This window comes from Ruegeria sp. C12 (genome assembly GCF_056537745.1).
This window is the reverse complement of sequence record NZ_JBQFSA010000009.1, coordinates 89238-102294: the sequence shown is the minus strand read 5'-3', so window position 1 is coordinate 102294 and position 13057 is coordinate 89238. Positions and strand designations below refer to the sequence as shown.

The following is a 13057-nucleotide window of genomic DNA, read 5'->3' as shown; positions in this document are numbered from 1 at the left end:
CCGGATGCAACTCAGCAAGATTTGTGGGCCGTGAATATGCAAGCTGAGGAAAGCAATGAGAAGGAAGGATGCCGATGGCAACCAGCTACGAAGACCGGGTTCTGCGCGTGCTGAGCTATATCCACGACAACCCTGCCGGGGATCTGTCACTGGACGCGCTGGCCGATGTCGCCGCCATGTCCCGGTTTCACTGGCACCGCGTGTTTCGCGCCCTGACCGGTGAGACCTGCGCTCAGGCTGTGCGACGCCTGCGCTTGCACCGTGCGGCGACGTTGTTGGTGCGAACCGACACACCGGTGGCCCAGGTCGCGGCAACCGTTGGCTATCCCAACCCCAGCTCATTTGCGCGGGCCTTTACCGAGGCCTATGGCAGCAGCCCCGGTGCCTTTCGCAAGGCGGGGCAGTTTCTGCCGGCTCATCCCAACTTTAGAACCGGAGGATACCCGATGCATCCCGTGACAACCCGTACCGAACCCGCCCGCCGTGTGATCGCGCTGCCCCACAAGGGGGCCTATTCCGAAATCGGCAAGAGCTTCGAGGCCTTTGGTGCCTTGTGCGAATCCCGCCAGCTCTGGCCCCAGATCGGCCCGGTTCTGGCGCTGTACCTCGACAGCCCCGATGACGTGCCCGAGGATCAGTTGCGCAGCTATGCCGGGGCTGAATTCCGGGGCGATGAGACGCCCCAAGGCATGGAGGACATGCAAATCCCCGGCGGGAAGACCGCGGTGCTGACCTACAAAGGCCCTTATTCCGGGATCGAGGCCGCCTATCACAGCCTGTTCGGCAACTGGTTGCCCGAGTCCGGCGAAGAGCCTGCGGATCAGCCATGCTATGAAATCTACCTCAACGATCCGCGCGAAACCCCGCCCGAAGAGTTGCTGACCGAGATCTGTCTTCCCCTGAAGTGATCAGCTTGGCCACAGGACCGGATACAGCGAGGCGACCAGCAGTGCTGCCATGGTCCAATTGAAAACCAACAACCGGCGCGGATTCGTCAGGAACCGCGCCATTTGCTGGCCCAGCAGGGTCCAGGTGCTGACCGACGGTAAATTGACCGCGCCGAATACCAGCGCGACGACAACGATCACGTTCAGTGTCTGATCGGGCGCGTAAGCCGTGGTCGCGGTCAGTGCCATGGCCCAGGCTTTCGGGTTGACCCACTGAAACGCGGCGGCCTGCAGAAATGTCATCGGTGTGCCGACTTCGGCCTTTCCACCGGCGGGCGCAGCATGTGCGATTTTCCAGGCCAGATACAGCAGATAAGCCACCGAGGCGACCTTCAGCACCGTGTAGCTGGCCGGGTATTGGTTGAACACCTGCACCAGCCCCGCGCCGACAAGCAGGACCATGAAGGTGAAGCCAAGCCCGATTCCCAACATATGCGGGATCGAGCGGCGAAAGCCGAAATTGGCCCCTGACGCCATCAGCATCAGGTTATTCGGCCCCGGAGTGATCGAGGATACGAAGGCAAACACAATCAGGGCCAGAAGGATGTCGTAAGTCATGGGGCGAATTTTTGCGCCAAAAGCGGCAAATGAAATTGCGTTTTGGTGCGCATCTTGTTTATTTTCACAATTAATGACCAAGATGGATCAGATAAACCGCGATATATTGCGTGCGCTGACCGCAGATGGGCGGATCAGCAATCTGGAACTGGCTGACCGCGTGGGCCTGTCCCCCTCTGCCTGTCTGCGCCGGGTGCAGGAATTGGAAAGGGCAGGAGTGATCACCGGTTACCGCGCCGTTTTGGACCCCGTCGCGCTGGGCAAGGGGTTTGTGGCCTATATCGGCGTTGGGCTGGGCGAACATACCAAGGCCGCGCAGGAAGGGTTTGAACGGGCCTTGCAGCGCGCGCCCGAAGTGGTCGAATGCCACAACATCACCGGCACGATCGAATACCTGCTGCGCGTCGAATGCGCCGACCTTCCATCCTATAAGACCTTCCATACCGATGTGCTGGGAACGCTGCCCCATGTCACCTCGATCACGTCCTATGTGGTTATGGGGTCGCCCAAGGATTTGCGGGCCTGAGCGGCCACATTGTGAAGATTCACGCTCTTGCAGGGTAAAAATTCACATCCTAGTGTGACGTTAATGATGCCGTAGACCAAAATACCAAACAAACGCGGCGCACACAGGGAGATGATGATGAAACTCTTTCGTACAGGTGCGATTGCGGCAGCCGCCGTTTTGATCGCCGGGGCTGCTCTGGCGGCGCCGCTGAAACTGCAGCCTGCAAGCCCTCAGCCCAGTCCAAAGGCAGGGCTGGACGTCAAATACGCGTGGGAGGGGAACCCGCCGCGCAAAATCCAGAACCTGTCCAAAGTGGACTTTTTGCTGAAGAAGGCAAAGCCCGGTCAACCTTTGCGGGGATTGGACTATCGCGATACCTCCGAAGGCGATCCGGTTCTGACGTTCAACGAAGCCTATAACGTGGCGGCTGAAGTTTCGGGCTATATCCGGTTCGATTCACCGGGTGTGTATGAACTGGAAACCTGGTCGAATGACGGCATCGACGCCTGGGTTGGCGGGCAACAGATCGGTTATGTCAACGGGCGTCAGGGCTGTGAGGCCAACCAAAGAACAGCGGTCGAGGTCCCACAAGCCGGGTGGTATCCGCTGAAGATCAAGTATTTCCAGAAATACGGCACATCCTGCCTGATGATGAAATGGGGCAAGCAGGGTGATCGGTTCACCTGGACGCCAAACAACGTGTTTGGCCGGTAAAAAAGGCGCCAGATCTGGCGCCTTTTTCAATCTGGTCAGCCGTTGGCCGCTATCAGCTCGGCCTGCGCCACGATGACTTCGGCCTGTTTGATTGAGGCGATGTCGACAAGACGGCCTTTGTAAACTGTGGCCCCTTCGCCATTGGCCTTGGCCTGTTCCATCGCGGCCAGAATCTCGCGCGCTTCCGAGACGGCTTCATCCGACGGGGTGAAGACCTGATTGGCCAAAGCGATCTGTTTGGGGTGGATCGCCCATTTGCCAACCATACCCAGCGTGGCCGAGCGTTTGGCCTGCGCGATATAGCCTTCGTCATCCGAGAAATCGCCGAACGGCCCGTCTACCGGCAGAACGCCGTGCGTGCGGCAGGCGGCGACGATGGCGGCCTGCGCCCAGTGCCACGGATCGGACCAGTGCTTTTCACCCTCGCGCAGCATGTAATAGTTTTCCTGCGTTCCGCCGATGCCAGTGGTCTGCATCCCCATCGAGGCTGCAAAATCCGCAGCACCAAGGCTCATGGCTTGCATACGGGGCGAGGACGCGGCGATTTCTTCGACATGGGCGATACCTGCAGCGGATTCGATAATCACTTCGAACGAGATCGGCTTGGTCCGGCCCTTGGCGCGCTCGATAGCAGTAACCAGCGCGTCCACGGCGTAGACATCTGCCGCGCAACCGACCTTGGGGATCATGATCTGGTCCAGCCGGTCGCCCGCCTGTTCCAGAACGTCAACGACATCGCGGTACCAATAGGGTGTGTCCAGCCCATTGATCCGCACCGACATATACTTACCACCCCAGTCGATGGTGTTCAACGCTTCGATGACATTTGCGCGGGCGGCGTCCTTGTCAGATGGGGCAACCGAGTCCTCGAGGTCCAGATTGATCACGTCTGCGGCCGATGCTGCCATCTTGGGGAACAGCTTGGTGTTCGATCCGGGGCCGAACAATTGGCAGCGATTGGGGCGGGCCGGGGCGGCGGGTTGAATGCGGAAACTCATCGGGGCCTCTTGTGGGTAAGGAAATTGCGATTTTTCTCTCGATTGAGGTATTAAATTACGTAGATCAGCGCAAGCGGGATTGTGCGCCTGCGGCAATGCGCGTGCAGAAATCGCAGTTTCGACTGCGAAGTAAGGGTGATTAAAGTTTAATCAGTTTGAAAACTTCGAATATTTTTGCGCAGTCAGAGAACACGGCGCAAAAACCTCGCGTGCTGTGTGGGGTTAGGCGGTGAAAACGCGAAGCGCTCGTATTGGCGCTTGTCTACTTTGCGTCGGAATCAAAGGAGTGACCGCAATGATCGAGACACCGTACCTGCTGTTTTTGGGCGATGCGCCCGACCAACTGGCCGCCAAAGTTGCAATCGGAATCCGGGACTGGCGTCCCGAGAACGCCGTTGGCCAATTGCGGATGGACGGCTGCAAGGCCGACCTGGGCATGACCGACATGACGCTTGAAGAAGGCAAGGCCGCCGGTGCCAAGACCCTGGTTATTGGTGTTGCGAACCGTGGCGGCGTGATCAGCCAGGCCTGGAAAGAGGTTCTTATCGCTGCGCTGGAAATGGGCTATGATCTGGCGTCGGGCCTGCACAACCTGCTGCGGGACGAGGGTGATCTGGTTGCAGCGGCGCAGACTCATGGCTGCACATTGCACGACGTTCGCGTACCGACCGTCGGCTACCCGATCGCAAACGGCAAAAAGCGCAGCGGCAAGCGCTGCCTTGCCGTTGGAACCGACTGTTCTGCCGGTAAGATGTATACCGCCATGTCCATGGACGCCGAAATGCGCAACCGTGGCATGAAGTCGACATTCCGCGCCACTGGTCAGACCGGTATTCTGATCACCGGTCAGGGCGTGCCTCTGGACGCCGTCGTTGCAGACTTCATGGCAGGCTCGGTGGAATATCTGACGCCTGAGAATGATGAGGATCACTGGGATCACATCGAAGGGCAGGGCTCGTTGTTCCATGTCTCGTATTCCGGCGTCACCATGGCCCTGATCCACGGCGGCCAGCCGGATGCCCTGATCCTGTGCCATGAACCCACCCGGACGCATATGCGTGGTCTGCCCGAGTATTCTGTGCCGACGCTGCCGCAGCTGCGCGACACCGCATTGCCGCTGGCACGGGTTGCAAACCCGGACTGTCAGGTGGTCGGCGTGTCGATCAACACCCAGCACCTGAGCGAGGATGAGGCGAAGGCCTATATCGCCAAGGTCGAGGCCGAAATGGGCCTGCCCGCCACCGACCCGTACCGTTTTGGTGCCGGTAAACTGGTAGACGCGCTGGCCGCGCTGTGATCTGAACGGCGCGCCGGAGGCGGGTGTTGATCCGCCTCCGGCGGCCGTATTTTGAACGAGAAGAAGGAGCGTGCGCGTGCAGATTGACGTCTCTCGTGATGTTTTCCGGCTGGCGCAGGTGTTCACCATCTCGCGCGGGTCGCGGACCGAGGCAAAGGTGCTGACGGTACGGCTGTCGGATGGGGCGCATGAAGGCTGGGGCGAATGTGTGCCCTATGCGCGGTATGATGAGACGCTTGAGTCCGTTGAGGCCGAGATTGCCGGGTTGCCTGCGGAGTTCACGCGTCAGGCGCTGATGGATCTGCTGCCAGCCGGTGCGGCGCGGAACGCGGTGGATTGTGCGCTGTGGGATCTTGAGGCCAAGCGAGCGGGCAAGCGCGCCTGGGATCTGGCCGGATTGCCGGTGCCGGGGCCTGAGATCACGGCCTATACCCTGTCGCTGGATACGCCTGAGGCGATGCAGAAGCAGGCGGCCGAGAATGCGCATCGCCCGTTGCTGAAGATCAAGCTGGGCACCCCGGACGACATGCCTCGGCTGGAAGCCGTGCGCGCGGGTGCGCCGGATGCCAAGATCATCGTGGATGCGAACGAAGGCTGGTCGGCTGAGGTTTACGCCGATCTGGCGCCGCATCTGGTGCGTCTGGGTGTGGCGCTGGTCGAGCAGCCTCTGCCCGCCGGACAGGATGACGCGCTGATCGGGATGGAGCGTCCGGTGCCTGTCTGTGCCGATGAATCCTGCCATGACCGGACCAGCCTGCCCAAGCTGAAGGGCAAGTATGATGTGGTCAACATCAAGCTGGACAAGACCGGTGGTCTGACCGAGGCGCTGGCCCTGCGGGAACAGGCGCTGGCCGAGGGCTATCGCGTGATGGTCGGCTGCATGGTCGGCAGTTCACTGGCGATGGCCCCTGCGACATTGCTGGCGCAGGGCGCGATGGTAATGGACCTTGACGGCCCGCTGTTGTTGGCCGAAGACCGCGCGACACCGCTGACATTTGATGATGCCGGAGTGCACCCGCCCATGGCGGCACTTTGGGGCTAAGGAGAGATACATGACTCGCACCGTTTATGTGAATGGCGAATACCTGCCCGAGACCGAAGCCAAGGTTTCGATCTTTGACCGTGGTTATCTGTTTGCGGACGCCGTTTACGAAGTGACCAGCATTCTGGACGGCAAGCTGATCGATTTCGAAGGCCACGCCGTGCGCCTCAAGCGGTCCTTGGATGAGCTGGAGATGGCCGAGCCGTGCTCCAAGGAAGAGCTGCTGGAAATTCACCGCAAGCTGGTGGAATTGAACGGCATCGAGGAAGGTCTGGTGTATCTGCAGGTCAGCCGTGGATCGGATGGCGACCGTGATTTTGTGTTCCCGTCGGTGGATACCAAGCCCAGCCTCGTTCTGTTCACGCAGAACAAGCCGGGTCTGGCGGATAGCCCGGCGGCCAAGAAAGGTGCCAAGATCATCTCGATTGATGACCTGCGTTGGGGCCGCCGCGACATCAAGACCGTGCAGCTGCTCTACCCGTCGATGGGCAAGATGATGGCCAAGAAAGCGGGCTGCGACGATGCCTGGCTGATCGAGGATGGCTATGTGACCGAAGGCACCAGCAACAACGCCTTTTTCGTCAAGAACGGCAAGATCGTTACCCGCCCGCTGTCCAACGACATTCTGCACGGCATCACCCGCAAGGCAGTGCTGCGCATGGCGGCTGAGGCGCAGATGGAAATCGAAGAGCGTCTGTTCACCATCGACGAGGCCAAAGAGGCGGACGAAGCCTTTACCACCTCGGCCAGCGCCTTTGTCATGCCGGTGATCGAGATTGACGGCGTGACGCTGGGCGACGGGACGCCCGGCCCGGTCGCAAAGCGTCTGCGCGAGATTTATCTGGACGAAAGCCGTAAAGCGGCGATCTAAAGAAAAGGCCCGCCAATCCGGCGGGCCTTATTCGTTTTGGGGGCGTCAGCCTTTCTTGGTGACGTTTTCCTCGAAGGCGACCTTGAAGGCGGCCTGTTTCTCGGGGCTGGCCTCGGTCTGATAGTTGGCTTTCCACTCATCCATGGTCATGCCGTAGAAAATTTCGCGCGCCTCGTCCTTGCCCATTTCGATGCCCTTTTCATTGGCCGCTTCCTGATACCAGCGCGACAGGCAATTTCGGCAGAACCCGGCCAGGTTCATCATGTCGATGTTTTGTACGTCCGTGCGGTCTTCCATCAGGTGCTGCTGCAACCGGCGGAAGGCGGCGGCCTGAAGTTCGATTTCGGTTTGCTTGTCCATAAGTCTGGCTCCGGGTGGTTCTGGTGCGTGTCACACCTGACCTAGCGGTCCGGTGGGGATGTTTCAATAAACAGGATGTCAGACCAGTTTCAGGGCCAGCCACGGGATGATGCAGAAGATCAGGGTGAGGATCTTGTAATTGGCGAGATACCGGAAATACGCCTGTTTCACATCCGCGCGGTCCATCTGGAACATTCGACTGTGAATACCGGCGATCCAGTCCTGCATCAGGACGATCATCACGGTGGTGAACAACAGAATGGCGATATTCAGCACCGCCATCCAGCCAAAGAAGCTTGTCAGGAACTCTTGAGTCATACCTGCCTCCTTTCCTTCATTATATGGGGAGCCAGGATCAGGAGTGGAATACCCGTTGAGGATCTGAGGCTAAAGGTCGCTTTCCTCCAGCGCATCCGTCAGGACAACTGCCAGCCGCTCGGCCCATTCCCGTTGCCCGACGTGATCTGCGATCAGATCATTGCGCAGCTCGATCAGGGCGTTGGGGCGGCCATGTGTTGTGCAATGCTTGTCAATCGCGTCACCGGGCAGGACCCCGGTATAGGGCTCGTTCACGCCGACGCACAGGTCGTCCTCGGCCCTTAACCGGTCGATCAACGGGCCCGCGAATCGCTTGTCCGGGGTGTGCAGCACGCCAATGTGCCAGGGCCGTGGGTCGCGGCCACGCAGTTGGCGGGTGAAGGAATGCATCGACACGACAACCGCATGGGGCAGGGCGGCCAACCGCCCAAGTGCCTCATGATACGGGCGGTAGCACATGTTCAGGCGACGCTCGCGCTCGGCCGCATCGGCGTGGCGGTTGCCCGGTATGATCGAGCCGTCGTACAGCTTCATCAGCAGGGTCGGGTCATCCTCACCCCGGTTCGGGTCGATCACCAGGCGCGAGAAATTGGCGGCGATCACCGGCGCATTCAGGATTTCGCCCAGATGTTTCGATACCTCATAGGCACCGACATCATAGGCGATGTGACGCTCCATATCTTCACGCGGCAGGCCGAGGTCGCCGTCACCCACATCGGGCGGAACGGTATTGGTTGCGTGGTCGCAGGTGATCAGCCAGCGGGACGGGCGATCCTCGCCGTGGATAAAGAACGGAGTGTACGTCATAAGCCTGTCATCAAGTTTGCCGCAGGTGTATGGCAGTTGCTTCGGAAAGGGAATTGCGCAATAAGCAGCCAAGGCAATGTTTGCGGTAACATTGCCCTAACACCGTGGGATTGAGGAGAGCAAGACCAATGCGACGCCTTAGAAATGTGAAAATTGTGGCGACGCTGGGACCGGCGTCCAACGACTATGATACCATTCGTGCCCTGCACGAGGCCGGGGCGGATGTGTTTCGCCTGAACATGAGCCACGGCAGCCATGACGAGATCCGCGAACGGCATCGCATTATCCGTCAGGTGGAAAAGGATCTGGACAGCCCGATTGCGATTCTGGCCGACTTGCAGGGCCCCAAACTGCGCGTCGGCGTATTTGCCAACGACGCTGAGGAACTGGAAGAGGGTGCCGCGTTCCGACTGGACCTTGACCCACAGGCCGGGGATGCGGCCCGTGTCTGCCTGCCGCACCCCGAGATTTTTGCCGCCCTCGAACCCGGTGCGCGGCTGCTGGTCAATGACGGAAAGATTCGCCTGATCGTCAATGATTGTGGGCAGGACTATGCCAATTGCACGGTTGAGATTGGTGGCACCATCTCGAACCGCAAAGGTGTGAACGTGCCTGACGTTGTGTTGCCGCTGGCCGCTTTGTCGGCCAAGGATCGCGACGATCTGGAATTTGTCTGCCAGCTGGGCGTTGATTGGCTGGCGCTGAGCTTTGTTCAGCGCGCCAAGGATGTGTTCGAGGCGCGCGCGCTGGCGGATGGCCGCGCCGCGATCCTGTCGAAGATCGAAAAGCCCGCCGCCGTGCAGGCCTTTGACGATATTCTGGATGCCTCGGACGGGATCATGGTCGCGCGTGGCGATCTGGGCGTGGAACTGCCGGTCTCGGCGGTGCCTCCGATCCAGAAACGTCTGGTGCGCAAGTGCCGCGGCGCTGCCAAGCCGGTCATCGTCGCCACTCAGATGCTGGAAAGCATGATCGAAAGCCCGATGCCCACCCGCGCCGAGGTCTCGGATGTGGCGACCGCGATCTATGAGGGGACCGATGCAATCATGCTGAGCGCGGAATCTGCCGCAGGCTCGTACCCGATCGAAGCGGTTCAGACCATGAACAAGGTCGCCATCGAGGTCGAGGCCGACCCGACCTATGTGCAGATCATCGCCGCCTCGCGCACGGCCAAGGGCACGACCGTCGCGGATGGCATTGTCGCAGCCGCCCGCGAAATCGCCGAGAAAACGGACATCAAAGCAATCTGCTGCTTTACCCAAAGCGGCACCACAGCCTCATTGACCGCGCGCGAGCGACCCGGTGTGCCGATCATTGCCATGACATCCCAGATGGGCACGGCGCGCAGGCTGTGCCTGAGCTGGGGCTGCAACTGCGTGATGACGCCCGAGTTGCAACGGTTCAAGGGGGCCGTGGTCAACGCCGCACGCGCCGCGCGGGCCGGTGGATTTGCAACGGAAAGCGACCAGATCGTCGTAACCGCCGGCGTGCCCTTTAACGTCCCCGGCACGACAAACATTCTGCGGGTTGCACCATGTGACGAACGGCTGATCTACAGCACCGATCCCGAATAAGCCCGACACAAATCACCCTCATAACCCGCCCCGCATCATGCCGGGCGGGCTTGTTTCACCACGCGAATATCGCTGATTTTTAAGCGAAATTTGACCGCTTGGGGCGAATTTTGCAGAATAGATTTCATTTTCTGATGGAAATTTCGGATAAAGACCCTAAGGGCAGTCAAATTCACAAGTTCCAAGTTCCGGCTGCTCTGCCGGGGGCACGGGCCCCGGATAACAACGAAAACGGAGGAACGAGATGACAGCGAAAATTGTCATAGGACTGGACGGGACAGAAACCGGAGAGCGCGCATTGGCCTTCGCCAAAGACCTGGCGGGACGGCTGAATACGTGCGAGCTTTTGGTCGCTTATGTGATCGAATGGTCCCCGTACACATTCCAAACCCCTGAAGAAAACGCACAACGCCACAAACGGCGCGAGGAAGAGGTCGAGCTGGCAACAACCCGCATCGTGACCCCTGCTGTGGACGCGTTGAATGCGGCCGGATTCCAGGCGCATGGCGTCGTGCGGCACGGAGACGTGGCCGAGACGCTGAACAAGATCACTGTCGAAAACGGCGGATCGCAGATTGTGGTTGGCCGCGCTTCGGCTGACGGCATCAAGAAGCGGCTGTTTGGCAGCGCCACGCAGAATCTGGTGATGCATGCCGACGTGCCAGTCACTGTTGTGAACTAAGGGGGTAGAAAATGAAAACCTTCAAATATCTCAGTCTTCTTGTCGTATCAATGCTGGTGGCAGGTGCGGCAACGGCCCAAGAGGCTCCGGGCCTGGACGACAAGATCAATCAGGCCTTCGCCGATGCGACCGGGCCGTTTGTCAGCTTTATCTTCGCGCCGTTCCCGGGAACCGGGTTCCCGTGGATCGTCGGCTGGCTGGTGGTCGCGGCGACCGTGTTCACGCTTTATTTTGCTTTTGTTCAGTTTCGGTTCTTCGGGCACTCTATCAGCCTGGTCAAAGGTGACTATTCCGACCCGAACGATGCGGGTGAGGTCAGTCACTTTCAGGCTCTGGCCACAGCCCTGTCGGGTACGGTCGGTCTGGGCAACATTGCCGGTGTGGCCGTTGCCATTGGGATCGGCGGACCGGGCGCGACCTTCTGGATGATCGTCGCGGGCCTTTTGGGCATGGCGTCGAAATTCACCGAATGTACGCTGGGTGTGAAATACCGCAACGAATACGAAGACGGCACCGTTTCGGGTGGCCCGATGTACTATATGTCCAAGGGCTTTGCCGAACTGGGCCTGCCGGGTGGTAAGATTCTGGCGGTTCTGTTCTCGATCTTCTGTATCCTTGGCGCGCTGGGCGGGGGCAACATGTTCCAGGCCAATCAGGCGCATCAGCAGATTGCAGGCATCGTCGGGGACTATCCGGGCTGGATCACCGGTCTGGTCTTTGCGGCCATCGTCTTTGCCGTCATCGTAGGTGGCCTGAAATCCATCGCGCGGGTGACCGAGAAGGTCGTGCCGTTCATGGGTGTCATGTATGTGCTGGCCGCATTGGTCATCATCATCATGCACGCGGATCAGATCGGCTGGGCCTTTGGCCAGATCTTTGCTGGCGCCTTCACGGGCCTCGGTGTTGCTGGCGGCATGGTTGGCGCGCTGATCCAGGGCTTCCGCCGTGCGGCGTTCTCGAACGAAGCAGGCGTTGGTTCGGCTGCGATTGCACACTCGGCTGTGCGGACCAAGGAACCGATCACCGAAGGCTTCGTGTCGCTGCTTGAGCCTTTCATCGATACCGTTGTGATCTGTACCATGACGGCGCTGGTGATCATCATCACCCAGCAGCTGATCGTTGATCCGGCAACCGGCAACTACATGCTGAACGAGGCAGGCAATGCCATCGCCACCGTCGACGGCAACTCGGGCGTCAGCCTGACTTCGGCGGCCTTCGGCAGCGCCTTCAGCTGGTTCCCGTTCATCCTGGCGATTGCCGTGGTGTTGTTTGCGTTCTCGACCATGATCAGCTGGTCCTATTACGGCCTCAAGGCCTGGACCTATCTGTTCGGCGAAGGCCACACCAAGGAACTGGTGTTCAAGATCATCTTCTGCATCTTCGTGGTGATCGGTGCGGCGGCCAATCTTGGCCCGGTCATCGACTTCTCGGATGCGGCGATCTTTGCCATGGCGGTTGTGAACGTCTTTGCGCTGTACTTCCTGATGAAAGTGGTGCGTCAGGAACTGGCGTCTTACGCGGAACGTTTGAAAAGCGGCGAGATCCGCAAATTCGAACACTGATCCAACGACCGGGGCGGCCTTTGTCGCCCCGGTACGCTGCCAGCCTGCGAAAATCGCAGATTCTGGCCCGAACCCCCTTGCCAGTATGACCGAACTTGCGTAAACGGCGCTTCTGATCGCGTGACCGGCCGAGATGGCATGCCGAGTCGCGTCTGAAACCGAACCCGAAAAAGGAGACGGAAATGCCTAAGATGAAGACCAAGTCGAGCGCCAAAAAGCGCTTCAAGGTGACTGCGACCGGTAAGGTCCTTGCTGGCCAGGCCGGCAAACGGCACGGCATGATCAAGCGAACCAAGAAATTCATCCGCGACGCCCGTGGCAACACCACCCTGTCCGCCCCCGACGCCAAGATCGTCAAGGGCTACATGCCCTACGACCGCTAAGAGGAGATTAAGAGATGTCCCGCGTTAAAGGTGGAACCGTAACTCACGCCCGTCACAAGAAGGTCATCAAGGCCGCCAAAGGTTACTATGGCCGCCGCAAGAGCACCTTCAAGGTTGCCCGTCAGGCCGTCGACAAGGCCAACCAGTACGCAACCCGCGACCGCAAGAACCGCAAGCGCAACTTCCGCGCGTTGTGGATCCAGCGTATCAACGCGGCTGTGCGTAGCCATGACGAAGCACTGACATATTCCCGCTTCATCAACGGCCTGAACCTGGCCGGTATCGAAGTGGACCGCAAAGTTCTGGCCGACCTGGCCGTGCACGAACCGGAAGCGTTCGGCGCGATCGTCGCCAAAGCACAGGCCGCTCTGGCTGCCTGATCCTCTGAAAAGAGACAGTGAAAAAAGGGCCGTCCCATTTGGGGCGGCTTTTTTGT

General features: G+C 59.7%; 16 protein-coding genes. 11 read left to right on the top strand and 5 right to left on the bottom strand.

Features of this window, described 5'->3' with window-relative positions; all coding sequences use genetic code 11:
- Positions 1-74 precede the first annotated feature (74 nt).
- On the top strand, positions 75-908 hold the full coding sequence (locus tag ACR0C9_RS17710) for an AraC family transcriptional regulator (RefSeq protein ID WP_480585209.1): 834 nt from the start codon (positions 75-77) through the stop codon (positions 906-908).
- On the opposite strand, the gene ACR0C9_RS17705 is transcribed toward ACR0C9_RS17710, so the two are convergent.
- The gene (locus ACR0C9_RS17705; RefSeq protein ID WP_170454818.1) at positions 909-1505 is read right to left on the bottom strand and encodes a LysE family translocator; all 597 of its coding nucleotides are present in this window, start codon (positions 1503-1505) and stop codon (positions 909-911) included. It lies immediately after the preceding gene.
- 73 nt (positions 1506-1578) lie between these two features.
- Here ACR0C9_RS17705 and ACR0C9_RS17700 point away from each other — a divergent pair, with 73 nt between their 5' ends.
- Complete coding sequence (locus tag ACR0C9_RS17700) at positions 1579-2031, top strand: Lrp/AsnC family transcriptional regulator (protein ID WP_480585212.1); 453 nt, start codon at positions 1579-1581, stop codon at positions 2029-2031.
- A gap of 117 nt (positions 2032-2148) precedes the next feature.
- A complete protein-coding gene (locus ACR0C9_RS17695; protein ID WP_170454814.1) occupies positions 2149-2727 on the top strand; it encodes a PA14 domain-containing protein in 579 nt (192 codons plus the stop codon).
- A gap of 35 nt (positions 2728-2762) precedes the next feature.
- Here ACR0C9_RS17695 and ACR0C9_RS17690 read toward each other — a convergent pair whose 3' ends face one another.
- Positions 2763-3725: an L-malyl-CoA/beta-methylmalyl-CoA lyase gene (locus ACR0C9_RS17690; RefSeq protein ID WP_170454812.1), complete on the bottom strand. Its 963-nt coding sequence runs from the start codon at positions 3723-3725 to the stop codon at positions 2763-2765.
- A 295-nt stretch (positions 3726-4020) separates the two neighbouring features.
- On the opposite strand from ACR0C9_RS17690, the gene dgcN reads away from it, so the two are divergent.
- The 3 genes from dgcN to ACR0C9_RS17675 all read left to right on the top strand — a co-directional run bounded on the left by dgcN (position 4021) and on the right by ACR0C9_RS17675 (position 6935).
- Positions 4021-5022 carry an N-acetyltransferase DgcN gene (gene dgcN / locus ACR0C9_RS17685; protein WP_170454810.1) on the top strand — a complete coding sequence of 334 codons (1002 nt, stop codon included), beginning with the start codon at positions 4021-4023 and terminating at the stop codon, positions 5020-5022.
- Positions 5023-5098: 76 nt separating this feature from the next.
- Entirely contained in the window at positions 5099-6064 is a 966-nt protein-coding gene (gene dgcA / locus ACR0C9_RS17680; protein ID WP_480781591.1) for an N-acetyl-D-Glu racemase DgcA, read from the top strand.
- Between the two features lie 10 nt (positions 6065-6074).
- Entirely contained in the window at positions 6075-6935 is an 861-nt protein-coding gene (locus tag ACR0C9_RS17675) for a D-amino-acid transaminase (protein ID WP_170624317.1), read from the top strand.
- A gap of 45 nt (positions 6936-6980) precedes the next feature.
- Here the strand turns inward: ACR0C9_RS17675 and ACR0C9_RS17670 are convergent, their stop codons facing one another.
- The 3 genes from ACR0C9_RS17670 to ACR0C9_RS17660 all read right to left on the bottom strand — a co-directional run bounded on the left by ACR0C9_RS17670 (position 6981) and on the right by ACR0C9_RS17660 (position 8420).
- Positions 6981-7295, bottom strand: a complete 315-nt coding sequence (locus tag ACR0C9_RS17670) for a DUF1244 domain-containing protein (protein ID WP_170454804.1) — start codon at positions 7293-7295, stop codon at positions 6981-6983.
- Between the two features lie 78 nt (positions 7296-7373).
- Positions 7374-7613 (bottom strand): DUF6868 family protein, encoded by a 240-nt coding sequence (locus ACR0C9_RS17665; protein WP_480781590.1) that lies wholly within the window; start codon positions 7611-7613, stop codon positions 7374-7376.
- A gap of 69 nt (positions 7614-7682) precedes the next feature.
- Positions 7683-8420 (bottom strand): N-formylglutamate amidohydrolase, encoded by a 738-nt coding sequence (locus ACR0C9_RS17660; RefSeq protein WP_170624315.1) that lies wholly within the window; start codon positions 8418-8420, stop codon positions 7683-7685.
- A 128-nt stretch (positions 8421-8548) separates the two neighbouring features.
- Between ACR0C9_RS17660 and pyk the strand changes: the two genes are divergently transcribed.
- The 5 genes from pyk to rplT all read left to right on the top strand — a co-directional run bounded on the left by pyk (position 8549) and on the right by rplT (position 13001).
- Positions 8549-9994: a pyruvate kinase gene (pyk, locus tag ACR0C9_RS17655; RefSeq protein WP_170520116.1), complete on the top strand. Its 1446-nt coding sequence runs from the start codon at positions 8549-8551 to the stop codon at positions 9992-9994.
- 244 nt (positions 9995-10238) lie between these two features.
- On the top strand, positions 10239-10676 hold the full coding sequence (locus ACR0C9_RS17650; protein ID WP_170737574.1) for a universal stress protein: 438 nt from the start codon (positions 10239-10241) through the stop codon (positions 10674-10676).
- Between the two features lie 11 nt (positions 10677-10687).
- A complete protein-coding gene (locus ACR0C9_RS17645; RefSeq protein ID WP_170520119.1) occupies positions 10688-12238 on the top strand; it encodes an alanine/glycine:cation symporter family protein in 1551 nt (516 codons plus the stop codon).
- 182 nt (positions 12239-12420) lie between these two features.
- Positions 12421-12621, top strand: a complete 201-nt coding sequence (rpmI, locus tag ACR0C9_RS17640) for a 50S ribosomal protein L35 (RefSeq protein ID WP_010443552.1) — start codon at positions 12421-12423, stop codon at positions 12619-12621.
- Positions 12622-12635: 14 nt separating this feature from the next.
- A complete protein-coding gene (rplT, locus tag ACR0C9_RS17635) occupies positions 12636-13001 on the top strand; it encodes a 50S ribosomal protein L20 (protein WP_008756009.1) in 366 nt (121 codons plus the stop codon).
- Positions 13002-13057: the final 56 nt, after the last annotated feature.

Bases quoted from the DNA above. Each gene is read 5' to 3' on its own strand.
- ACR0C9_RS17665 (WP_480781590.1), bottom strand. From the start codon at position 7,613: ATGACTCAAGAGTTCCTGACAAGCTTCTTTGGCTGGATGGCGGTGCTG.
- ACR0C9_RS17645 (WP_170520119.1), top strand. From the start codon at position 10,688: ATGAAAACCTTCAAATATCTCAGTCTTCTTGTCGTATCAATGCTGGTG.
- ACR0C9_RS17670 (WP_170454804.1), bottom strand. From the start codon at position 7,295: ATGGACAAGCAAACCGAAATCGAACTTCAGGCCGCCGCCTTCCGCCGG.
- ACR0C9_RS17690 (WP_170454812.1), bottom strand. From the start codon at position 3,725: ATGAGTTTCCGCATTCAACCCGCCGCCCCGGCCCGCCCCAATCGCTGC.
- ACR0C9_RS17650 (WP_170737574.1), top strand. From the start codon at position 10,239: ATGACAGCGAAAATTGTCATAGGACTGGACGGGACAGAAACCGGAGAG.
- ACR0C9_RS17675 (WP_170624317.1), top strand. From the start codon at position 6,075: ATGACTCGCACCGTTTATGTGAATGGCGAATACCTGCCCGAGACCGAA.
- ACR0C9_RS17700 (WP_480585212.1), top strand. From the start codon at position 1,579: ATGACCAAGATGGATCAGATAAACCGCGATATATTGCGTGCGCTGACC.
- rpmI (WP_010443552.1), top strand. From the start codon at position 12,421: ATGCCTAAGATGAAGACCAAGTCGAGCGCCAAAAAGCGCTTCAAGGTG.
- pyk (WP_170520116.1), top strand. From the start codon at position 8,549: ATGCGACGCCTTAGAAATGTGAAAATTGTGGCGACGCTGGGACCGGCG.
- rplT (WP_008756009.1), top strand. From the start codon at position 12,636: ATGTCCCGCGTTAAAGGTGGAACCGTAACTCACGCCCGTCACAAGAAG.
- ACR0C9_RS17710 (WP_480585209.1), top strand. From the start codon at position 75: ATGGCAACCAGCTACGAAGACCGGGTTCTGCGCGTGCTGAGCTATATC.
- dgcN (WP_170454810.1), top strand. From the start codon at position 4,021: ATGATCGAGACACCGTACCTGCTGTTTTTGGGCGATGCGCCCGACCAA.
- ACR0C9_RS17705 (WP_170454818.1), bottom strand. From the start codon at position 1,505: ATGACTTACGACATCCTTCTGGCCCTGATTGTGTTTGCCTTCGTATCC.
- ACR0C9_RS17660 (WP_170624315.1), bottom strand. From the start codon at position 8,420: ATGACGTACACTCCGTTCTTTATCCACGGCGAGGATCGCCCGTCCCGC.
- ACR0C9_RS17695 (WP_170454814.1), top strand. From the start codon at position 2,149: ATGAAACTCTTTCGTACAGGTGCGATTGCGGCAGCCGCCGTTTTGATC.